The organism is Algimonas ampicilliniresistens (assembly GCF_030159955.1).
Taxonomy (GTDB): Bacteria; Pseudomonadota; Alphaproteobacteria; order Caulobacterales; family Maricaulaceae; genus Litorimonas; species Litorimonas ampicilliniresistens.
On record NZ_BSNK01000002.1, the window covers coordinates 307,851 to 329,128 of the forward strand.

A 21,278-nucleotide genomic window follows, 5' to 3' on the forward strand; every position below is an offset into this window, starting at 1 on the left:
CTCAGACCATGGGGCCATCACCACATATTCAAGCCTTTGGGGCTTATGCGCTTCCTCCCGCACGCGAACGCGTGCGGGTCAAGGCGGATGGCTGTTCTGACACACGCATTGGCCGCTGGATTATCAGCGCGCGGCGAAAACGGGCCATTAAAGGCCTGACCGAGCCCTTTGACGTGAACGTTGCGCCGGGTGTGAAAGCCCGCCTCTATCCCTCTGGCAATCGTTGCGAAAAGCGAGCTTTAGCAGGGGTTCAAGTCTGGGACTTAACCGAGCGTAATGCCCTACGTATGGCCGTGAATTCTGACTCTGGTTCTGATGAAGGTCCGTTCACTTTTTTTGACGTCGGCGCCAATGCCGGGCTCTATTCCCTGTTCGTCAACGCTTATGCGAAAACAGCCAAACGTCCTGTGCGATTAATCGCCGTGGAACCTAGCGCCGAAATGGCCTCACGGCTTGTAGTCAATGCGGACGCATCCGAGGCTGATGTCGAGTTAATCCGGTCGGCAATTTCCGATGCGCCCGGAGAAGCGTGCTTGTCGGATGGCGGGAATAATCGCGGCGAAGCGCAACTTTCCGATCAAGGTGAGCAGGTTAAAGTCGAGACTTTAGTGGGTCTTTGTGACCGGCTTAGCGTCACCCACATCGACGCAATGAAGCTCGACATTGAAGGTCATGATGAACGCGCGCTACGCGCCTTTTTTGACCAAGCCCCAGAAGCGCTGCATCCGCAATTGCTGATTGTTGAGACAGCAGCTCTCAGCGGCGATCCAGTGATTGAACTGGCCCAAGCCCATAATTATTTCGTGGCAGATGCCACCTCCCTCAATGCAATTTTGAAGAAGTCTGACCATGTCCAAACGTGACTATTATGAGGTGCTCGGCGTGTCGCGCGATGCGGACGCTAAACAGCTAAAGTCCGCCTTCCGCAAAGCCGCTATGGCCTGCCACCCAGACCGCCACCCAGACGATCCGGGAGCCGAAGCTCGGTTTAAAGAATTAAATGAAGCCTACGGCATTTTGTCTGACGAACAAAAACGCGCAGCCTATGACCGGATGGGTCATGCGGCGTTTGAGGGCGGCGGCATGGGCGGCGGCGGCTTCCAAGATTTCGGTGATATTTTCAGCCAGATCTTTGGTGGCGCCGGCGGCGCGAGTGGGTTTGCCGATATGTTTGGCGGTCGCGGTGGGCGACGCGCCCAGTCTGTCGCGCGTGGGTCGGATCTGCGCTATGAAATGGAAATCACGCTGGAAGAGGCCTTCCGCGGTAAAGATGTTGAGATCGAAGTCCCGATTGCCGAAGATTGCGAACGTTGCGACGGCATGGGGGCCGAGCCAGGCGCATCCGTCGAGCGTTGCGACACATGTGGCGGCGCAGGCCGGGTCCGCACGCAACAAGGCATGTTCACCATGGAACGCCCCTGTCCAACCTGCGGCGGTCAGGGCGAATATGTGTCTGACCCTTGCCGTGAATGTGATGGTCAGGGACAGGTCAGACAAGCCACTGAACTGGATGTTTCTATTCCAGCCGGCGTAGAGGACGGCACCCGTATCCGCCTCTCCGGCCAAGGCGATCAAGCGCCAAAACGGGGTGCCACGAACCGACAGCGCGGTGATCTCTATCTATTCGTTTCCGTGAAACCGCACGACATGTTCGAACGCGAAGGGGCGAACCTGTTCATGCGCGCACCCGTCCCCATGACCGTCGCAACTCTGGGCGGTGAATTGGAACTACCAACCATTGATGGCGGCCGCACCAAGATCAAAATTGAAGAGGGTAGCCAAGGCGGCAAACGGGTTCGCCTACGCGGCAAGGGTATGAGCGTTTTGCGCAGCCAAAGCCGCGGCGATATGTATGTCGAACTCGCTGTCGAAACGCCGTCGCGCCTGTCCGCTAAGCAGCGAGAATTGCTGGAAGAATTTGCCGAACTGTCCGGCGACGAGATCAGCCCGGAAAGCAAAGGCTTCTTCGATAAAGCCAAAGCCTTCTGGGACGAGTTGGTTGATTAAGCGGCGTTGAGATCGCTCGGATGTTCAGCCTAGCCCGCCTGTCCCAGCGCACGCTGTTCACAGGTCTCATGTCTGGTCTCGCCACTCTGTTTGGCAGCTCTCTGGCCGCGCGGCGCATTGTCGGACAGGCCGACGTCCTGACCGACGTGATTAAAATTGGCGGTGTTATTGCTGTCGGAACGGTGGTGCTCAGTTTCATTTTTTGGACCGTGACCCATTGGCGAAGAAAGGGTTCAGTCCGTGCGCCTATTCGGGGAGCAATCGCAGGGCTGCTTACGGCGCTCTGTGTCATCCCGCTTCCGGTCTTTGCGTGGAAACTGAAATCGGATGTTCTGGCTGCCTATGCCAATGACCAAACTCACCTCATCGCCGCTTTTTTTGAGGCGCTGCCGGCCGCGATAGGGACGGGTCTGCTGACCTTTGAGGTCATGACCAAAGCGTCTCTAATCGCCATGGTTCTCAGCGTGGGTCTTGGTTATTCTGTGTCGCGCTGGGGTCCGGACCGGGCCGTCTAAACGTCGCCGCACCAGCCGTGATCGAGCGCCAGAGATCTTCGATCTCATCCTCTTCCGCAATGTCGCGCGTATGCTGCCAGAGTGTACGAATGAACTCGCCCTCTTCGTCCGCGCTCAACTGACCCGACCAGCTCGTGATCGAGCCAAAGCTGGTAAAGTTGACAGAAAATGCCACCACATCGCCCTGCGCCCAACCCGTCAGAGCGAATTGACTCTCCGCATCAGGTTTGCCGAGTTCCGTCTGATAATACCCGCTTAGTGAGCCGTCTTCAGCGACTGAGATTTGAACTGCCGACCCGGCTTCATTAATCCAGAGACCGTCTAGATCGTTTGCATAAGCGGCTTCACACCCGCCTAGCAGGATGGCCATGAGGGCGATTTTACGCATAGGTGAAACCCAGTACGAGATAGGCTGCGACAGTCACACCCCCGGCCAGAAGCGCGTAGGGCAGTTGAGTCCTAATATGGTCGATATGATCGGAGCCCGATGCCATTGAGGCTATGATCGACGTGTCACTGGTGGGACTACAATGGTCGCCAAAGACGCCGCCGCCAATAGCTGCCGCAATGGCGAGTGAGGGATCGATACCGTAGCTAGCCGCCAGAGGCACGGCGATCGGGATCATGATGGCAAACGTGCCCCAACTGGTCCCTGTCGAGAACGCGACGAAACAGCTAATTAAAAAGACAAGCGCGGGCATCAAAGCTGGAGACAAGAAGGCCGATGTGACCTCTGCCGTAAACACGCCCGTACCCAGCGTTCGGCACAGGCTGCCGAGCGCAAAGGCGAGCAGCATCAAGATGGCCAGCGGCAGCATGCCGCCCATGCCCTTGATCGCTGTGTCGGCGCTTTCACGGACGCCCAGCACACCTTGCGCCTTATAGAGAATGATGGCGAGCGCCACGGCGATTGAGGTCGAATAGAGTATGGCAGACGAGCCCGAACCGTCCTGCATCCGCGCGAACCAGCTATCGCCTTCACCGGTCATAATCAGGAATATCGGCACTAATACGACCATTGTCAGGATCGGCATGATCATGTTGAGCGCCCGCGGGGTTGCGCCGGGCGCAGGCGGAATGTCTGAAGCCTCATCCGAGATCATCGGGACAGCGCCCTCACGCAATAATGTGCCCCTCGCTTCCGCTGTTTTCATCTCACCAATGTCGCGACGCGTCAGAATGACGACCAACAATATAACAATGATCAGCATAGGGTAGAAGTTGAACAGGGCCGCTTGGATTAATTGCGAGAAGGGCTGGCTCAATCCTTCAGCGGCAATCAATCCCATTAGATAGGCCCCCCAGGCATTGAATGGGATCAGCACGCAAGACGGGGCAGACCCCGTATCGGCAATCAAGGCCAGTTTTTCGCGCGGCATACCGAGCTTGTCTGTCACAGGCCGGAACAGAGTCCCGACCGTCAGGATTGAAATATTGCTTTCTATAAAAAGAAGCAGACCCATGCCCAAAGCGAACAGTTCCACCAGAACTCGCTGGTCTTTTGATTCCGCGCTCTTCACGCGCCGATCCAGCCATGCCAGCAATCGTTCGATAAAACCCGCCACGCCGCCTGAACGCTGGATCAGCGCAATCAACGCCCCAATCACGAGCGTGAAAATAATGACTCGCGTATTGCCCGCATCCGAGAAGACCGCGACGGCGGCATCTATCGTGTCGAAAGTCGCGGTGATCGGATTGCCGCCCGCAAGGATCAGATAGCCTGATGCGATACCGAGCCCGAGGCTTAAGAAAACTTGTCGCGTCAATAACGCTAAGCCAATGGCAAGAACGGGAGGGAGTAGCGACCACCACCCGGCAGTTTGTGAGATATCCATGACACGCGCTTTGCCCCCCCGACGCGCGCTTTACAAGTCGGACGCTTTACTTGTTCCGCCGGGACGCTAGGCGTGATTCATGCGTCGAAAGGGGGCAGCGCCATGAGTCAGCTATTCCGTAAAGAAGCGATGGAGCGACGGTCGCGCGCTTTATTCGGGGAGGTCGTGTTGCGTGGACCCTTACCCGCATGGGCTGTGATTGGACTACTTCTAGCCAGTTGTGGGCTCATCGCCGCAATTCTCTTTGGTATTCGCGTTGATGGCGAGACCGTCTGGACCTGGCTCAATGGCTAAATTTTTTGGGGCTGATATGTTCAAGCCAAAACTTCCAGTCATTCTTCAAACCGAAATGACGGAATGTGGCTTGGCCTGCCTTGCCATGGTGTCACGCTTTCACGGTCATGATGTCGACCTCAACAGTCTGCGCGAGAAATATTTACTCTCCATGCGCGGCACGTCGCTTAAGCAAATTATCAAGATCGCCGGCGAACTTTCGCTTTCGCCGCGCGCCTTGCGGGTTGATCTCGACCAACTTCATAAACTGGCCACACCTGCCATCCTGCATTGGGATCTGAACCATTTTGTCGTGTTGAAAGGTGTGCGCGGCGACCGCGTGGAAATCCACGATCCCGGCATTGGCAAACGGGTGCTTCCGCTCGCTAAGGTTTCCGACCATTTCACGGGCGTGGCGTTGGAATTGTCGCCTGCGGCCGAGTTTCAACCGATCACTGACCGTATTCGACCAAAACTGTCTGATCTCTGGTCATCACTGGTCGGGGCGAAGCGCGCTGTGGCGCAGACACTTCTTTTATCGCTGGCCCTGCTGGCGACCATCTTGATCTCTCCGTTTCTCTTCCAGCTGATCGTCGATGCCGTTCTGCCTTCGCCGCAAACTCCGGACGGAGACCGTAGTCTGTTGATTGCGCTAGCCATTGGTTTTGGTGGATTGGCGGTCATGCGCGCACTTGTTGAAGCGGCGCGGGGCTACACAATCGTGACCTTTGGCGCGCAGCTATCCCGGCAAATGGTCGGTAACATCTTCCGCCACCTGGTCCGCTTGCCTGTCCGTTATTTTGAGCGTCGCCATGTCGGCGACATTATTAGTCGGATGAATTCGACCCAGCCCATTCAGGAGGCTCTGAGCCAATCCGTTGTCGCAGTTCTGATTGATGGGGCGATGGCGCTACTCATGCTGGGCGTGATGATCCTGTTCTCGCCCCTGCTGGCGCTGATCGTCATCATAACGTCCGCTCTGCTCATGCTCGCCACTCTGCTGATTTACCCGAAACTGCGCAGCACGCAGGAAGAAGCTATCTATGCGCGCGCGCTGGAGAATAGCCATGTCATTGAAAGCATTCGCGCATCGACTACCGTCAAACTATTTGGGCGCGAAGCCGAACGCGAAGCCAGCTGGGCCAATCTGTTCACCGATTTCATCAATGCCGATGTGGGTCATCAGCGCTGGCAGGTGACGCAAACCTTTGCCCAAACTTTGATGATTGGCTTGCAGGTTGTGGCCGTCGTCGTAGCCGCCGCGTGGATGATGACCCAATCGGATTCCACCTTCACTGTGGGGATGCTCGTCGCCTTCTTGATTTATCGACAATATTTCGCTGACGCGGTGGTGCAGCTCGTCACCAAGGGCAATGAGTTCAGGTTGCTCTCGCTTCATCTCGACCGCTTGGCGGACATAGTTCACGCCGCACCGGAACGAGCGGCAGATGGCTATGAACCGCTCGGTGAGTTGAAGGGACGTGTGACGCTCGACCATGTCACTTTTGCCTATTCGCCCGAAGACCCGATTGTCGTGAAAGATTTTAGTTTGGACATCGCGCCCGGCGAAATGGTGACGCTGACCGGACCCTCTGGTGGCGGGAAGACCACGCTGATGAAGCTGATGCTGGGTCTGTATGCGCCCATTGAGGGCCAAGTGCAGGTCGATGGCCGCGATCTGACAACCATTGATCCGAACGATTGGCGAAGCCGCGTGGGCGTGGTCATGCAGGATGATCGGCTCCTATCGGGAACGATTGCGGATAATATCGCCTTCTTCGACCCAGAGATTGACATGCAGCGTGTCATGCGGGCGGCGAACGCGGCGCGTATTCACGATACTATCGCGACGATCCCGATGAACTACCTCGCCTTGATCGGGGATATGGGGTCGATCTTATCGGGCGGTCAGAAGCAACGTCTTTTGCTGGCGCGCGCGCTCTATCAGCAGCCGGATGTGCTATTTCTCGATGAAGGAACAGCGAATTTGGATGTTGAAACTGAGGGCGAAATCGTTGCGCTTGTCGCTGGTTTGAAGATTACGCGGGTCATCGTCGCGCACAGGCCCGCCTTTTTGGAGGCGAGTGATCGCGTCATCCACGTGTCACAATCATAGTTAACATAAAATTTATCTGCAACTTGTAAGAGAACTTGTCTTTAAAACTTGTTCAGCGTGTTGGGAACCGATGCATTTACAATGCGTTAACTATGATAAGTGCCATTTCGAGCCATTTTTCGCTTGAGGCACGTACTGACGATTTGCTTAGGTCGTCATCCGTGATCGGAATCCTCCGGTTGCGTCACACAAAGAGGATCAACACACATGCGTGAACTCACTGTTGAAGAACTCGAAGTCGTCACCGGTGGCCTGCCCATCGTTATTGACGGCGAGTGGTAGACACTCTGGCAGCTAAGGCTGCCCCCTGAATATGTGGACGCAAACCCGCTCTCAGAGCGGGTTTTTTTATGGCCGCAAACGGCTCGCCTTCCCAAAAACGAAGATACGCTTCCTTAAGGCAAACATCGTATCAGACTGTCATTGGGACCGATGTGACTACAGCTCTGCGATATCTCCTTCTAGCGACCCTCATAGCCATAGGGTTACCCATGACAGTGTGGGCGCAGCAAGCCGAGCCCTATTCGACCGACTCCGTTCTCCAATTTTTTGAACAAACGCAGACCCTTCCGGCTCCGGATCAGGTCCAAAAGGTTGAAATCGAGAGCCGCTCGGTCGCCCTCATGGATGACGTCATCGAGTCTGTTGCGAATAATGACGTCGAACGTCTCTCAGCAGCCATCAAAAAAGCGCGAGGTCTTCAGGGTGTCAATGAAAGCGATTGGCCAACTGCGCTTCGTCTCGCCGAAGGTGTTCTTGAGGCTCTAAATTCGACAACGGAGTCCAGAAATAGCGATCAGCTCCTCCAATTCCTTGATGATTTCGACGCGCAAGGGAACTGGTATGTCCAGTCTTTGGCTCAGAGTATCTCGGGATACATCTTTATTACGCGCAATCAGCTTCTCGTCGCAGCCCGTTACATCGATGACGCAATGCAACTCATCCCAACCGAACTGTCTGACCGTGTAACCAATGCGCGACTTCGGACGTCGGACATCTCGATGATTCTACATGGCGCGCAGGGCAATCCTCAGTTCCTTCTGGAAGCCGCAAAAGTGCAGCGCGACGTCAAGGCTGAGATTGGCGAGACGATCAATCGCTATGAATTGATGACAAATTTTGTGTTCACGCTCAACCGGGTCCGGGATTTTGAAGGGGCCGCCAAAATTGCCGAATTATTAGTCCTAGAAGACCGTCCCGAAGACAGTCTTCCGGGCCTCGCTGAAGGCTATATGGCAGAAACGTTCAACGAATTGCACGATTACGCCAGAGCCCGACAATTGTCCGAGCGCGCCCTAGCCTTGTCCGAATATCCAGTGGTCGTGACACGCGCCAATTATATGTTGGTCGTCGCCCTCGCCGGCTTAGGGCGGGAAGATGAAGCCCATGCCATCATGGATGAACAGGGGTGGGACCATGACCATGACGCGCTGCTAACCCAGATTAACGCGCAGGCGATCCTGCATGCCGAAGCATTACTCGCCATGCATCGAAGCGACCCGAAATTTGCCTTGTCGCTAATGAAGCGCCGCACCGACCTTCTGGTTCAGCGCGTTCAGCGCTCCAACTCCGCCGACATGACCTCCTTGTTGAGCAATCTAGAGAACACGCGCGAACGTCAGTCTGAACGCGAGAGCGCCATTCAACGTGAGGCCGAATTAAGAGCAGTTCAGCTTGAGCAGAAAACGAATTTGAACAGATTACTTTGGGCGTTGATCGCTGTGCTCACTATCGCCTTCAATCTGCTGCTCGCCTTCCTGCGTTACCGCGAACGTCTCAGCGGCAAGGTTCAGGGACTACAGAAAGACGCGCTGTCTGCCGAGAAGATGAAAACGGAATTCCTCGGCGTCATCAATCATGAACTGCGCACGCCGCTGAACGGCATCATCGGGATCAGCGACGCCATGATTCATCATGCCAAAGATCCGACGATGCAGGCTCAAGCGTCCGCCGTGCAGGAAAGTGGTCAGCTCCTCTTCGATCTACTTGATAGCCTGATCACCATGTCGACCATTGAAGGCAATCGACTGACGCTCGAAACGGAAGCGGCTAACCTGTCCAAGGCGATCGCGAATGAAGCTCAAGATTGGGCCGCACCGGCTGAGAAAAAAGGGCTTACATTCACAACCTTCATCGCGCCTGAACTAAGCGAAACAGTGATCGCAGACGAAAAGCGTCTACGCCAATGCGTCCGCTTCATGCTCTCCAATGCGGTGCGCTTTACGCATGATGGCCGCATACATCTTCATGCGACAGCAGCACCGGATGCCGAAGGTGATTTGGCTGTCAAAATCATCGTCGCCGATACAGGTCAGGGCATGAGTGAGGACGTGCAGTCCCGCCTCTTCAAACCCTTCTTGCAAGCCGATGCGATGATGACACGCAAATATGGTGGTGCAGGCCTGAGCCTCGCAATCGGACGTAAGCTCGCCCGTATGATGGATGGTGATCTTGATGTGACATCCCGCGAAGGCGCGGGATCAGAGTTTGTGCTGACTGCCAAACTCCCCATCGCCACCCCCGTAGCAGCAACCAAAGCAGCAACCAAAGCAGCCAAATCTAACTCTGCTGAAATCCACCCTATAAAAGTAGAGAAGACCTCTGCCGTTCCACCTCAAACTTTAGGATCTGTGCCAACGCTCATCTTGGACGATGTTGTCGAACCGGAAGAGATCATCGACTTGATGCTAGAAGAACAACTCTTTAGCCCGCCGGCCGGTTCTGAGACCCGTATGACTGTTCTTCTCGGTGATGATGGCGGCGTACAAACTCAAGACCTGCGGTCATCCCTCCAAGATTTGGGATGTCGTTGTGTTCAAGCCGAGACGAGCCCTCAGCTTCTCAAGCGATTGGACGACCGCCAAATTGATGTCGTCATGCTGAACGTGCAGCTATCCGGTCTAGACGCCGTCGATACGATTGTGGAAATTCGCCAACGCAGCGATCAAGGCTATCCCATACTGATTGTCGGTCTCGTTGCTGATGAAAGTCCGGCGATAAAGGCCAAGCTGTTCTCAGCCGGTGCAGACTTATTGCTTGATCTCCCGCTCAAGCCAAACCGCTTGGCTGATGCGTTGCAACAGGCCCGGTCGCTCCGCACGGCCGCTTAAACCGGCCTAGGTCTCGCGCGGCTGACTGGCACTTTGACGCGCCGTGAGCATTGCAAAAACCAACCCGCCAACTGCGCCCGCAATCATCTGTAAGCCAATGCCGAACCCGTCACGCGCGCCCGCGATCATATGAATATCAAAGAAGGCTTGTTTCATCGCCATCAGCATAACCAACATAGCCACAGCACCCGCCACAGCGAAGATGATCCACCGTCCGAAACCCGCCAATCGGTAGACGAGTAGTCCAAACAAATAAGCCACCAACATCCCGATTGCGATGAAGATGATATAAAATGAGCCGAGACGGAAAACATCATAGGCGCTCATAGCCAGCCGTTCCCCTAAACCGATCTCAGCGCCGATCCCGTTCAATCGGCCAATCACCGCTTGAGTCTGTAGCAGCACAGCCAAAACTGTTGTGGCGACCGCTCCCGCTAGCCATGACGGGATAAAGCGACCGATAGCCCGGCCTGTTGTCAAAATGCCCATAGTGGCGTCTCCTCAGAATTGCCCGGCGGCTTGCCTATCGCGCAGCTAAGCCTAGAGTATCGGTCAGGTCAAATGGGTAGGAGCGAACAATGGATCGGCGATCTAATATGAAATGGCTGTCCGTCGCAGTGACAGCGACATGGCTCACTGCCTGCCTTGAAGCGCAACCAGCGCCTGACCTTCCGACCCGCACCATATCAGATTTTCAGTTGGAGACTGTCGTCGACGGTCTGGAGCGACCTTGGGCAGTGGCAAGCTTGCCAGAGGGCGGCTATCTCATAACAGGAAAACTGGGCAAGCTCTGGCGGATCGAGTCTGGCACGGCGCGAGAAATTGAGAATCTTCCGATGGAGATCGGGGCTTTTGCTGGAAACCGTGTCGCTGAAGGCGGGCAAGGTGGACTATTGGATGTCGCGCTCGCGCCTGATTTTGCGACCAGCGGTGAGATTTATCTATCCTATGCCTATGGCAATTGGAACGCCAACGGCACAGCGCTTCTTCGTGCCTACTTGGATGGCGACCGAATTGTTTCGTCGGAGACGGTTTTCCGAGTTAGTCCCGCCAAAGCAGCGGGAAGTCACTTCGGCGGCAAAATTCTGTTCTTGAACGATGGCACGCTGCTGCTCAGTCTCGGGGACGGCTTCTCGCTGCGCGAAGAAGCACAAAAGCCTGCCTCCATCTCGGCTCCATTGTCCGCCTCACGCGCGATGGCGGCACGCCGACTGATAATCCCAATTTCGGCGACGCGGCCAAGCCGCAACTGTTCAGCATCGGTCACCGCAATGTTCAGGGCTTGGCATTAGATTCGGTCACCGGAGCCATCTGGGAACATGAACATGGGCCGCGCGGCGGGGACGAGCTGAACCAACTGGAAGCGGGCGCCAATTATGGCTGGCCGATCGTGACCTATGGGCGTGATTATCAAGGCGCCCGCATCAGCCCGATTGAAGAGGATGCGCGCTTTACTGGACCGGTCCATCATTGGACGCCGTCCATCGCGCCGTCGGGCCTCGCCATATATCGCGGCGATTTGTTTGCCGACTGGAACGGACACGCACTGATCGGGGGTCTGGCATCGGGCGACCTACGCCGCGTCGACCCGGAGACGGGCGAAGAAGTGATCTTGCTGAGCGATGCCAAGACGGAAACTGATCCATTCCGCGTCCGTGATGTAGACATTGATACGGACGGGGCCGTTCTGCTGCTCATCGAAGACGGCACCAATGGTCGCCTGATTCGGATGACGCCTGGCGGCTAACAAATAGCCGGGCCGATAAGGTCGGCCCGGCTGGGGGTTTATCCTGAAACCGGTGCAGGTTCACCGACGATAATAGCGGTCATATTCGGCTTGGCTGATGGTCCGGCTCGCGCCTGTCTGCGGATCAACAATCTGCAACTGACCTGATGACGCCCCATAATAGCTGCCCTGATAACTTCCCTGCGTCACGGTTGAAACCGAGCTGGAATAGTGCGGTTGGGGGTAATGGCGCGGCGCGACATAGGTCGCGGGTTGATAAGACGGCTGGCTATACCGCGTCGTCGGGTAGTGCGTCCGCGTGTAAGTTGACGGCTGATGCGTGACGTGACGATAGCTTGGCTGCGAATAGGTCCGCGTCGGATGGCGGCCCGTGTAAGTCCGCTGAGTGTAAGTCGGCTGGGTGTAGGTCCGCGTCGGATAGCTTTGCGTATAGGTTGGCTGGACATAGGTCGTGGTCCGATATGGCTGCGGCGCACGATATTGCGACGTGTTATATTGCGTGCAATTCCGGTTGCCCAAACGGGCGCCCGCATAGGTCCCTAAACCCGCGCCAACGACTGTGCCGACCGTGCCGTCACCCTTATCGATTTCATTGCCGAGCAGACCGCCAACGACGCCGCCAAGGACACCTCCGATGATTTGAGTCGTATCGTCACGACGCTCACATTGCTCATACGCCGCCGTATTGGACGAATAATATTGAGCGAACGCTGGCGTGTTGGCCAACATAGGTCCGGCGAGTGCGCCGATGGCGAGAACGGCCTTGGCCGTTGTGAAGGTCGTCTGTCTAGATCGTGTCCGGGTCATGTCGCGCTCCTATATCATTGCGATAAGGATTGATTGCAGCACACTGCCCGAACGGATGCTGAGTGATGTGTTCAGACTTAATTCACCATAAAAAAAGCCCGGCCTCAGAATTATCCGGGGCCGGGCTTTTCAAATTTGTGGTTGGGTTAAACCCTAGTCTTCGTCTTTGCGCGGTGAACGGCGACGACGCGGACGCTTCGGCTTATCACCACCATCGGCGTCGTCATCATCCCGCTTAGCGCGCGGCTTGTCTTCAACTTCGATCTCTTCGCCGGAGTCCTGATCGACATGTTTCATGGACAGGCGAACCTTGCCGCGATCATCGAAGCCCATCAGCTTGACCCAAACGTCCTGACCTTCTGTGAGGAAATCAGACGGGTGGTTCACGCGCTCAGGCTTAATCATAGAGACATGGACGAGACCGTCTTTCTTGCCGAAGAAGTTCACGAAAGCACCGAAATCGACAACCTTCACGACCTTGCCTTTATAGACTTTGCCCGCTTCTGGCTCTTCCGTCAGGCTAGAGATCCACGCTTTCGCGGCATCGATAGACTTCTGATCGTTAGAGGCAATTTTGATGTTACCGTCATCTTCGACAGAGACGCGTGCGCCTGTAGTGTCGACGATTTCGCGGATGACTTTACCGCCGGAGCCGATGACGTCACGGATCTTATCGACCGGGATCTGCATCTGCTCGATACGCGGAGCGAATTCACCCACACTGTCACGAGATTCTGTCAGCGCATCATTCATGCGGTCCAAAATGTGGAGGCGACCCGCATTGGCTTGAGCCAAGGCCGTTTCCATGATGTCTTCGGAGATACCTGCAATCTTGATGTCCATCTGCAAAGACGTGATGCCTTCGGATGTACCCGCGACTTTAAAGTCCATATCGCCGAGGTGATCTTCGTCACCTAGAATATCGGACAGGACGGCAATCCCGGCGTCATCCTTGATGAGGCCCATAGCAATACCGGAAACCGGACGCTTGAGCGGCACACCAGCATCCATCATCGCCAGTGAACAACCACAGACTGTCGCCATTGACGACGAGCCGTTGGACTCAGTGATCTCAGAAACCAAACGGATTGTGTAAGGGAAGTCTTCAGCCGTTGGCAGGACCGCCTGAAGCGCGCGCCATGCGAGCTTACCGTGGCCATGTTCGCGGCGTGACGTTCCGCCCATGCGACCTGTTTCCCCAACCGAGTATGGTGGGAAGTTATAGTGCAGCATGAACTTGTTCTTCATCGTGCCCGTCAGCTGATCAACGAACTGTTCGTCATCCGACGTGCCCAACGTTGCGACACATATGGCCTGTGTTTCGCCGCGTGTGAACAAGGCGGAGCCGTGTGTGCGAGGCAGAAGCCCAGCCAGCGCTTCAATCGGACGAACTTCGTCCAATTTGCGACCGTCAATCCGCTTCTTAGTCTTAATGACTGAGGTCCGAACTGTTTCGGATTCAACCGATTTAAAGACGTCATTAAAGACAGACTCAGACATGCCGTCAGCATTGTCATCGGACTCAACCAATTCCGTCTTAGCGGCAGATTTGGCTGCACGCAGAGCGTCCTGACGCTCCATTTTGTCTTTCATCTTGTAAGCAGCCTTGATGCCTTTTTCGGCGGCTTTCTTGACAAGTTTCTTCTCTGCGGAGTGATCTGGTGCGTTAAACTCAACAACTGGCTTGCCAGCTTTTTCGACCAGCTCATTGATCGCTTCGATCACGTCTTGGCAGGCTTCGTGGGCGAACATGACAGCGCCGAGCATTTGCTCTTCCGTCAGTTCCTGAGCTTGGCTCTCAACCATCATGACCGCGTCATGTGTACCGGCAACAACGAGATCGAGCTCACTGTCTTCCATTTCGTCGAGCATTGGGTTCAGAACATAGTCGCCATCGATCAGGCCAACGCGCGCGGCGCCGATTGGGCCTGCGAACGGAGCACCTGATAGCGCCAGAGCTGCAGACGCGGCCACGATGCCGATGATGTCGGGTTCGTTTTCAAGATCGTGTTGCAAGACCGTGATCACGACCTGAACTTCGTTCTTATAGCCCTTTGGGAAGAGCGGGCGGATCGGACGGTCAGTCAGGCGAGAGATCAGCGTCTCACGCTCAGTCGGACGACCTTCGCGTTTGAAATAACCACCCGGCACTTTACCGGCCGCGTAGAATTTTTCCATATAGTTGACGGTGAGCGGGAAAAAGCTCTGACCGGGGCGTTCGCTCTTGGCGAAGCAGGCCGTGGCGAGCAGTTTCGTGTCGCCATAAGTGGCGTAAACTGCGCCGTCAGCTTGGCGGGCGATGCGGCCCGTTTCTAGTGTGAGCGGTCGTCCCGCCCAGTCAATCGTGACAGATTGCGTATCGAACATAAGTCTTTCTTTCGTCGTACGTGCTGCGCCGTAACCGGATGGCCTCATTGCCTTGGGTTGGCGCGATTTTCAGATGCGCTGGATGCGCGAAAGCCGCCGAAGCTGTCTCCGGCGGCTCTATAAGTCCTGGAGCGTGGGCCTAGCGGCGCAGTTCCAGACGTTTGATGAGGTCCTGATAACGGCTCTCATTTTTCTTTTTAAGATAGTCGAGCAAGCGGCGACGCTGCGTGACCATGGCGAGCAGACCGCGGCGGGAATGATTATCCTTAGCGTTCGTCTTGAAATGCTCTGTCAGGTTTTTGATGCGGTGCGTCAGCACGGCAACCTGAACTTCTGGGGAGCCGGTATCGCCCGGCTTCGTGGCGTATTCTGTAATAAGAGCGGCTTTGCTCTCTGGTGTAATCGACATCGTGGTTATCCTTGATCATTGACTACGGCCCGGGATTGGACCTCGCGAGAGATTAGAGCTGGAGGAGGGATCTTCCGTCCCGATCACCGGGATGTCGTCCAGTGAACCATCGGGAAGAACATTGTTTATCTTGGGTCCGCCTACCGGCCCGTCATCTCTTGCGTACGCGCGGCGCATACGCGAAGCCCCAACGCGCGTAAAGCCCCTAATAACGGCTGTTTCGTCCCCGCTTAATAGAGTGGGTAGCCTCTTATTCTGGGCTATTTACGGCGAACACCCGGCGTGGGTGGAACAAGCCGTCGTCACACGCCCCAATCGCAACCAGCTGCTCGTTCAAAAACACGCCGACCTCGGTCCCATCTGGATAAGCCATATCGACGGGAATATCGCGACCGAACCGCAATTCTTTTGCCTGCACTTCATCTATATAGAGCCGGGGTAAGTTCGGCAGAGCGGCAGCGACAGCACGCAGAGCCGTGATGCGGTCCTCATCGGCTTCAAGTGCCTCTAATGTAACAGACTGCGAGACATCGAACGGCCCAACGCGGGTTCGGCGAAGGCGCGAGACATGGCCCTGCGCACCCAACGCTTCGCAAATATCGCGCGCGAGTGAACGAACATAGGTCCCCTTGCCACAATCCACCGTGAACGATGCGATATCGCCAGACTGCCCAGTGAGTGACACAGCATCGATCCGCACGATACGGGTTTTCATCTCCACCGCTACGCCAGCACGAGCCAAATCATAAGCACGTTTTCCATCGATTTTAATGGCGGAATATTTGGGCGGCACTTGCTCTACATTACCTATGAAGCGCGGTAGCACGGCTTTAATAGCGTCAGCCTCAGGTCGCACATCCGAACGGCCCGTCACCGCCCCTTCCGCATCCAGTGTTTCGGTGCTGAGCCCGAAGGTAATGTCAAATTCATAAGCTTTGGCTGCATCGACCAGAAACGGGACCGTCTTGGTTGCCTCGCCCAAGGCAATGGGCAACACACCCGTGGCGAGCGGATCGAGTGTCCCAGCATGCCCCGCCTTTTGCGCTTCAAATAGCCAGCGTACACGCCCCACAGCTTTGGTGCTGCCCAACCCCAAAGGCTTATCCAGCACGACCCAGCCGTGAACCGGATTGCCGCGTTTGCGTCGATTACGTCCGTTGGGATCCATGGGCGCGAATTGGCTGCGCATGTCCGTGCAAGCAACAAGAAAACGCGGCGTTTTACCGAAGATTGAAACTTGGTCAGATTCTGCGTTGTATAATTGCGGGATTATCTCCCCCCAACCTACGCCTGACAAACGGGCGAATTTTACTTGGGGACTATCATGACTTTCAGACTACTGGCGATGTCCGCCGCAACTCTCTGCCTTGGTGCCTGTTCAACCGTTGTGAATGGCAAAAACCAGCGCGTGGCGTTCGACACGGGCTCCGTGACCGGAGCTGACTGCACGGCCACGGGCGGTTCGGACTTTGCCGTGAACAAACAATTCCAGACACCGGTCGAGGTCAAGCTGCCGCGGTCCAGCAAAACGATCGATATCACGTGCAACAAGACGGGCTATCAAATGGCGAGCCGGAGTATCTCCGGTAAAGTCGAGGGCTCGACTGCGGGTAATCTTGTCTTGGGTGGCCCGATTGGGGTTGGTGTCGATGCGCTCACTGGGGCGATATATAAATATCCTGATACGGTTTCGATTCCAATGGAAGCGAACCTCACAACACCCACTGTAACGGGCGAGCCCATTGCACCCTAGCTGGGCACTATAATCTATAGCGCACGCAATCGTTTCAGCCGTCTCCCATCAGGAGACGGTTTTTTATTCCTCTTCGCCGCCTAAATCGCGAACGACATCCGGTTGCGCCAATAAGCGCGCCATATCGTCAGCGACTTCAAACGTTGTATCCAGACGGAAAACCAGGCGCGGCGTGTTTTTCATGTCAAGCTCGCGCCCTAACCGTCCACGCAGAAAACGACTACAGCGCTTTAAACCCGCAATCACAGCCTCTCCGTCGGCGTCCGGTCCAAGCGGGGCCGCGAAGACCGTGGCAATCTTAAGGTCTGGCGCAGCGCGCACTTCGGCAATCGTTACACTGACACCCTTCAGCGCGGGATCGCGCAGATCCTCACGATTAATAATATCCGCCAAAGCGCGGCGAATAACTTCACCTGCTTTGAGCTGCCGTTGGGAGGGGGGTCTATTTCGAGCCATGCGCGATTAGATAGGGACAGTGATGCACAAAGACCAGCCTGCACATCCAGTCAGGCCTGTAATCCTCCATCCGCAATCGTGTCCGTCGTCACATCTTAGACGCGGCCAAAGTGCGAATAGCCAGAGTGTCAGAAACAAGGAGGTTTCCATGCTGACCCGCTCTCTTTTCACACGATCCGCCCTCGGACGATCGGCATTGGCCGGATTGATTGCCGCACCACTTATGACGGCGATCGCTGCCCCCACCGCGTTGGCGGGGAGTGACGTCGAGGACCCTTGGTTGATCCGCGTTCGCGCGATTAATGTCATGCCAGATGAGGATGCCACCATCACGCCCATTGGCGGCTCTGTAGAGATCGAAAATCAGATCGTTCCAGAACTCGACATTAGTTATTTCCTGTCGGAAAATTTCGCGTTCGAGCTGATCCTCGCAACCACACCGCATGATGTCAGCGCGGTTGGCACAACGGTCGGCAATGTCGATCTCGGTGATGTCTGGTTGCTTCCGCCGACCTTGACCGCACAGTATCATTTTGCACCGCGGGCCAGTGTGCGGCCATATATTGGTGCCGGGATCAATTATACGATCTTTTATAATGAGGACCCAGGTGCGGTGACGAGCATTGATTACGATAATAGTCTAGGCTTCGCGTTGCAGGCTGGTGTCGATGTGCCTGTGGGTGACACGTATTTTCTCAATCTTGATGTGAAGAAGGTCTTTCTCAGCACTGACGTGTCGATCAATGCAGGCGGGACAGCCGTGTCCGCTGACGTTGACATCGACCCTTGGATCGTCGGTGTCGGCATTGGGCGCCGCTTCTAAAAAAGCGGCTCATCATTCCCGCACGGACGGATGTGGGGCGATGAGGGCGCTTAAAGCGCCCTCATCTGCAAATTTAATTATTTTAAAAACCAAGGTCGGCACCTTGCTCAAACAAATAAAAAAGGGAGGCCAAGGCCTCCCTTTTTACAGTCTGAATAATCGATTAGATTAATCTTCTTCAGCTTTCGCTTGCGCTTTCGCCTCAGCAGCTGCCTCCATATCGGTCAGGGCCACATCTTCGAGGGACCGGTCGATCATTTCGACGGTAAAGCACTCGATCTGATCGCCTTTGCGAATGTCTTCGTAATTCTCAAAGGCCATACCACATTCCATGCCCGCTTGGACTTTCTCGACTTCTTCCTTGAAGCGTTTGAGCGTCTTGAGCGTGCCTTCGTGGATCACAACATCGTCGCGCAAGAGACGGACGCCGGACCCGCGTTCCACACGACCATCCGTAACGCGACAACCCGCGACCTTGCCGAGTTTGGAAATGTTGAACACTTCCAGGATTTCGGCGTAACCGATGAACGTCTCGCGACGCTCCGGTTTGATCATGCCCGTCAGTGCGCCTTCGATCTCTTCGATCAGTTGGTAAATCACTGAATAGTAACGGATTTCTACACCTTCACGCTCTGCCAACTCCTTGGCTTGCTTGTTGGCGCGTACATTGAAGGCGATGATCGGCGCTTCGGCCGTTTTGGCCATCTGCACATCGCTTTCGGAAATACCACCGGCTGCCGAGTAGATGACATTGGCTTTGACTTCCGAATTGGACAACCCTTCGAGCGACGCTTTGATCGCTTCGGCAGAACCTTGAACGTCGGCTTTGACCAGCAGAGGAAGTTCGGACACTTCCTTGTTCTGCAGCTTCGCCATCATCTGTTCCATCGACGCCAAAGCTGACGGCACAGCGGCGAGGGCCTGCTTTTTCTTACGCTGACGATATTCGACAATTTCGCGGGCTTTCTGTTCGCCATCGACAACGGCAAATGGTTCGCCCGGCATTGGTGCACCGTCCAAACCCATGACTTCGACCGCCATACTCGGGCCGACCTTTTTAAGCTGCTTGCCGCGCTCATCCATCATGGCCTTGACCTTGCCCATATATTCGTCGGCCACGATCATATCGCCGCGTTGCAGCGTGCCGCGTTTGACAAGCAAGGTGGTGACAGCACCGCGACCTTTTTCGAACCGGCTTTCGATCACAAGACCATCCGGATTGCGTTTCGGATTGGCTTTCAGTTCCATCAGTTCGGCTTGAAGCGAAATCGCCTCGGCCAGCGCATCCAGTCCTGTGCCTTCTTTGGCAGAGACCGGAATGGCTTGGACATCGCCCGACATGGATTCTGTGATGACCTCATATTGCAGCAAGTCAGTTTCGATTTTCTGCGGATTGGCCTCATACGTATCCATCTTGTTGATGGCGACGATGATCGGCTTGCCAGCTGCGCGCGCATAACGGATCGACTCGATGGTCTGAGGTTTCACGCCGTCATCGGCAGCAACAACCAGAACCACGATATCAACCGCTTCGGCACCGCGTGTGCGCATTTGCGCGAATGCGGCATGGCCGGGCGTGTCCAGCACGGTGATCTTATCGCCAGACTTAAGCTGCAACTGATAAGCACCAATATGCTGGGTGATACCACCCGCTTCGCCAGCCGCCACATCGGTTGAGCGCAAGGCATCGAGAAGTGACGTTTTACCGTGATCGACATGACCCATAATAGCGATGACAGGGGCCCGCGGCTTGCGGTCCTTTTCTTGGCTCGGTGTATCGTCGATCAGGAAGTCATCTTCGACATCGGCTTCGGAGACACGTTTCACAACGTGGCCGAAATCTTCAACGATCACTTGCGCCGTATCCGCGTCGATGACGTCATTCAGCGTGGACATCGTGCCCTGCTGCATCAGATATTTCACTACGTCTGCACCGCGTTCAGCCATCCGGTTGGCCAGATCAGCAATCGTAATCGTTTCCGGCACGACCACTTCGCGCTGCACTTTCTCACGTGAGCCAGAGCCACCCATTCGGCGCTGACGTTCACGTTCGCGCTTGCGTTTGACCGCTGCGAGGGACCGTTGGCGATCTTCATTATCGGATAGAGCCGAAACAATCGTCAGCTTACCACGACGACGTTTCTGTTCGCCTTTGGAACGGGTCGGCGGCGGCGTGTTGCGTTTCTTCTTGATCCGTCCACCCGCTTTTTCGATCTCGGACAGATTCTCTTCACTGCCGTCTTTGCGCTCAAGCGGCGATCCGACAGATTTACGCTGCAAGCGTTCCTGTTCTTCCTTCTCTTTAAGCCGACGTTCTTCTTCTTCTTTCTCAATGCGCTGCAGCTCGGCCTCTTCTTCGGCCTTCTTTTTGGCTTCGAGCATTTGCTGCTCATCGCGCATACGGGCTTGGCGAGCTTCGGCTTCTGCGGCCTTCTTGGCGGCGCGTTCTTCGGCCTGAGCTTGAGCTTGAGCGAGCGCTTGCTGACGGGCGCGATATTCAGCTTCCGACAGACCCAATTCACGTGCAGCCGCTGCGACGGCGTCGGCACTCATGACTTTGGGTTTTGGTTTGGGCTTAGGCTTCGGTTTAGCTGCGGCAGCCGTTTTGATCGGTGGCGCCAATGTTGCCGGCTTGGCCTTCGTCTCGGTTGGCTTCACAGCCTCAGGCGTAGCGCGGCGAGCGACAGCGCCTTCAGGTGCCGGAATTTCGACCGCTTTTGGTTCGGCTTTTGCCACAGGCTTAGGCGCTGCCGTCGTCGCGGCGGCAGGCGTGGGCGTTGGTGCGGCAGGCGTGGGCGTAGGTGTAGGTGTAGGTGTAGGTGTTGCCGCAGGCGCTGTGCGCGGCTTCAACTGGATTTTCGGCTTCGCGCCAGTCGACCCGGCCGCGCCAGCACCTGGTTTAACCAAGCGCTTTTTCTTCTTCTCAACCACCACAGCAGATGGACGCGCCGTTGTCCGGCGCGGGCCCCGTGTGGGTCCACCGGGACGGCCGCCGCCAAAACCGCCAGGACGGCGTGGTTTGTTATCGTTATTGTCGCTCATTCTATTCTTTCAAATCAT

Annotated in this window: 17 protein-coding genes and 1 pseudogene; 9 read left to right on the forward strand and 9 right to left on the reverse strand. The window is 55.8% G+C overall.

Annotated features, from left to right (window positions below; genetic code table 11):
• Positions 1-8: 8 nt before the first annotated feature.
• From QQL54_RS09410 to QQL54_RS09420, 3 genes are read left to right on the forward strand one after another with little or no spacing between them, the layout of a single operon-like run.
• Complete coding sequence (locus QQL54_RS09410; protein WP_284389981.1) at positions 9-863, forward strand: FkbM family methyltransferase; 855 nt, start codon at positions 9-11, stop codon at positions 861-863.
• Entirely contained in the window at positions 850-2,007 is a 1,158-nt protein-coding gene (gene dnaJ / locus QQL54_RS09415; RefSeq protein WP_284389982.1) for a molecular chaperone DnaJ, read from the forward strand. The genes QQL54_RS09410 and dnaJ overlap by 14 nt, the downstream gene beginning before the upstream one ends.
• Before the next feature lie 20 nt (positions 2,008-2,027).
• Positions 2,028-2,522, forward strand: a complete 495-nt coding sequence (locus QQL54_RS09420; RefSeq protein WP_284389984.1) for a hypothetical protein — start codon at positions 2,028-2,030, stop codon at positions 2,520-2,522.
• Here the strand turns inward: QQL54_RS09420 and QQL54_RS09425 are convergent.
• Together QQL54_RS09425 and QQL54_RS09430 are read right to left on the reverse strand one after the other, a co-directional pair.
• Positions 2,467-2,910 carry an avidin/streptavidin family protein gene (locus tag QQL54_RS09425; RefSeq protein WP_284389986.1) on the reverse strand — a complete coding sequence of 148 codons (444 nt, stop codon included), beginning with the start codon at positions 2,908-2,910 and terminating at the stop codon, positions 2,467-2,469. The genes QQL54_RS09420 and QQL54_RS09425 overlap by 56 nt on opposite strands.
• Positions 2,903-4,357 carry a Na+/H+ antiporter NhaC family protein gene (locus tag QQL54_RS09430; RefSeq protein ID WP_284389988.1) on the reverse strand — a complete coding sequence of 485 codons (1,455 nt, stop codon included), beginning with the start codon at positions 4,355-4,357 and terminating at the stop codon, positions 2,903-2,905. The genes QQL54_RS09425 and QQL54_RS09430 overlap by 8 nt, the downstream gene beginning before the upstream one ends.
• A gap of 102 nt (positions 4,358-4,459) precedes the next feature.
• Between QQL54_RS09430 and QQL54_RS09435 the strand changes: the two genes are divergently transcribed.
• The 3 genes from QQL54_RS09435 to QQL54_RS09445 all read left to right on the forward strand — a co-directional run bounded on the left by QQL54_RS09435 (position 4,460) and on the right by QQL54_RS09445 (position 9,856).
• Positions 4,460-4,651, forward strand: a complete 192-nt coding sequence (locus tag QQL54_RS09435) for a hypothetical protein (RefSeq protein WP_284389990.1) — start codon at positions 4,460-4,462, stop codon at positions 4,649-4,651.
• The gene (locus tag QQL54_RS09440) at positions 4,644-6,746 is read left to right on the forward strand and encodes a peptidase domain-containing ABC transporter (protein WP_284389992.1); all 2,103 of its coding nucleotides are present in this window, start codon (positions 4,644-4,646) and stop codon (positions 6,744-6,746) included. The genes QQL54_RS09435 and QQL54_RS09440 overlap by 8 nt, the downstream gene beginning before the upstream one ends.
• A gap of 491 nt (positions 6,747-7,237) precedes the next feature.
• A complete protein-coding gene (locus QQL54_RS09445; RefSeq protein WP_284389994.1) occupies positions 7,238-9,856 on the forward strand; it encodes an ATP-binding protein in 2,619 nt (872 codons plus the stop codon).
• 6 nt (positions 9,857-9,862) lie between these two features.
• Here the strand turns inward: QQL54_RS09445 and QQL54_RS09450 are convergent, their stop codons facing one another.
• Entirely contained in the window at positions 9,863-10,345 is a 483-nt protein-coding gene (locus QQL54_RS09450; RefSeq protein ID WP_284389996.1) for a hypothetical protein, read from the reverse strand.
• 107 nt (positions 10,346-10,452) lie between these two features.
• On the opposite strand from QQL54_RS09450, the pseudogene QQL54_RS09455 reads away from it, so the two are divergent.
• Positions 10,453-11,603 (forward strand): annotated as a pseudogene (locus tag QQL54_RS09455) (PQQ-dependent sugar dehydrogenase).
• Between the two features lie 60 nt (positions 11,604-11,663).
• On the opposite strand, the gene QQL54_RS09460 reads toward QQL54_RS09455, so the two are convergent.
• From QQL54_RS09460 to truB, 4 genes are all read right to left on the reverse strand, one after another.
• The gene (locus QQL54_RS09460) at positions 11,664-12,410 is read right to left on the reverse strand and encodes a glycine zipper 2TM domain-containing protein (RefSeq protein ID WP_284389997.1); all 747 of its coding nucleotides are present in this window, start codon (positions 12,408-12,410) and stop codon (positions 11,664-11,666) included.
• 153 nt (positions 12,411-12,563) lie between these two features.
• Positions 12,564-14,777 (reverse strand): polyribonucleotide nucleotidyltransferase, encoded by a 2,214-nt coding sequence (gene pnp / locus QQL54_RS09465; RefSeq protein ID WP_284389999.1) that lies wholly within the window; start codon positions 14,775-14,777, stop codon positions 12,564-12,566.
• A 139-nt stretch (positions 14,778-14,916) separates the two neighbouring features.
• A complete protein-coding gene (rpsO, locus tag QQL54_RS09470) occupies positions 14,917-15,186 on the reverse strand; it encodes a 30S ribosomal protein S15 (protein ID WP_284390001.1) in 270 nt (89 codons plus the stop codon).
• Between the two features lie 250 nt (positions 15,187-15,436).
• Complete coding sequence (gene truB / locus QQL54_RS09475; protein WP_284390003.1) at positions 15,437-16,375, reverse strand: tRNA pseudouridine(55) synthase TruB; 939 nt, start codon at positions 16,373-16,375, stop codon at positions 15,437-15,439.
• Positions 16,376-16,510: 135 nt separating this feature from the next.
• Between truB and QQL54_RS09480 the strand changes: the two genes are divergently transcribed.
• Positions 16,511-16,939 (forward strand): hypothetical protein, encoded by a 429-nt coding sequence (locus QQL54_RS09480; protein WP_284390005.1) that lies wholly within the window; start codon positions 16,511-16,513, stop codon positions 16,937-16,939.
• 63 nt (positions 16,940-17,002) lie between these two features.
• Here QQL54_RS09480 and rbfA read toward each other — a convergent pair whose 3' ends face one another.
• Positions 17,003-17,395, reverse strand: coding sequence for a 30S ribosome-binding factor RbfA (rbfA, locus tag QQL54_RS09485; RefSeq protein WP_284390007.1), 393 nt, complete (start codon positions 17,393-17,395; stop codon positions 17,003-17,005).
• 148 nt (positions 17,396-17,543) lie between these two features.
• Between rbfA and QQL54_RS09490 the strand changes: the two genes are divergently transcribed.
• A complete protein-coding gene (locus QQL54_RS09490; protein ID WP_284390009.1) occupies positions 17,544-18,218 on the forward strand; it encodes an OmpW/AlkL family protein in 675 nt (224 codons plus the stop codon).
• A gap of 168 nt (positions 18,219-18,386) precedes the next feature.
• Here QQL54_RS09490 and infB read toward each other — a convergent pair whose 3' ends face one another.
• Entirely contained in the window at positions 18,387-21,260 is a 2,874-nt protein-coding gene (gene infB, locus QQL54_RS09495; RefSeq protein ID WP_284390011.1) for a translation initiation factor IF-2, read from the reverse strand.
• Positions 21,261-21,278: the final 18 nt, after the last annotated feature.

Coding starts and splice junctions, on each gene's coding strand:
- QQL54_RS09410 (WP_284389981.1), top strand. CDS start 9: ATGGGGCCATCACCACATATTCAAGCCTTTGGGGCTTATGCGCTTCCT.
- dnaJ (WP_284389982.1), top strand. CDS start 850: ATGTCCAAACGTGACTATTATGAGGTGCTCGGCGTGTCGCGCGATGCG.
- QQL54_RS09420 (WP_284389984.1), top strand. CDS start 2,028: ATGTTCAGCCTAGCCCGCCTGTCCCAGCGCACGCTGTTCACAGGTCTC.
- QQL54_RS09425 (WP_284389986.1), bottom strand. CDS start 2,910: ATGCGTAAAATCGCCCTCATGGCCATCCTGCTAGGCGGGTGTGAAGCC.
- QQL54_RS09430 (WP_284389988.1), bottom strand. CDS start 4,357: ATGGATATCTCACAAACTGCCGGGTGGTGGTCGCTACTCCCTCCCGTT.
- QQL54_RS09435 (WP_284389990.1), top strand. CDS start 4,460: ATGAGTCAGCTATTCCGTAAAGAAGCGATGGAGCGACGGTCGCGCGCT.
- QQL54_RS09440 (WP_284389992.1), top strand. CDS start 4,644: ATGGCTAAATTTTTTGGGGCTGATATGTTCAAGCCAAAACTTCCAGTC.
- QQL54_RS09445 (WP_284389994.1), top strand. CDS start 7,238: ATGACAGTGTGGGCGCAGCAAGCCGAGCCCTATTCGACCGACTCCGTT.
- QQL54_RS09450 (WP_284389996.1), bottom strand. CDS start 10,345: ATGGGCATTTTGACAACAGGCCGGGCTATCGGTCGCTTTATCCCGTCA.
- QQL54_RS09460 (WP_284389997.1), bottom strand. CDS start 12,410: ATGACCCGGACACGATCTAGACAGACGACCTTCACAACGGCCAAGGCC.
- pnp (WP_284389999.1), bottom strand. CDS start 14,777: ATGTTCGATACGCAATCTGTCACGATTGACTGGGCGGGACGACCGCTC.
- rpsO (WP_284390001.1), bottom strand. CDS start 15,186: ATGTCGATTACACCAGAGAGCAAAGCCGCTCTTATTACAGAATACGCC.
- truB (WP_284390003.1), bottom strand. CDS start 16,375: ATGCGCAGCCAATTCGCGCCCATGGATCCCAACGGACGTAATCGACGC.
- QQL54_RS09480 (WP_284390005.1), top strand. CDS start 16,511: ATGACTTTCAGACTACTGGCGATGTCCGCCGCAACTCTCTGCCTTGGT.
- rbfA (WP_284390007.1), bottom strand. CDS start 17,395: ATGGCTCGAAATAGACCCCCCTCCCAACGGCAGCTCAAAGCAGGTGAA.
- QQL54_RS09490 (WP_284390009.1), top strand. CDS start 17,544: ATGCTGACCCGCTCTCTTTTCACACGATCCGCCCTCGGACGATCGGCA.
- infB (WP_284390011.1), bottom strand. CDS start 21,260: ATGAGCGACAATAACGATAACAAACCACGCCGTCCTGGCGGTTTTGGC.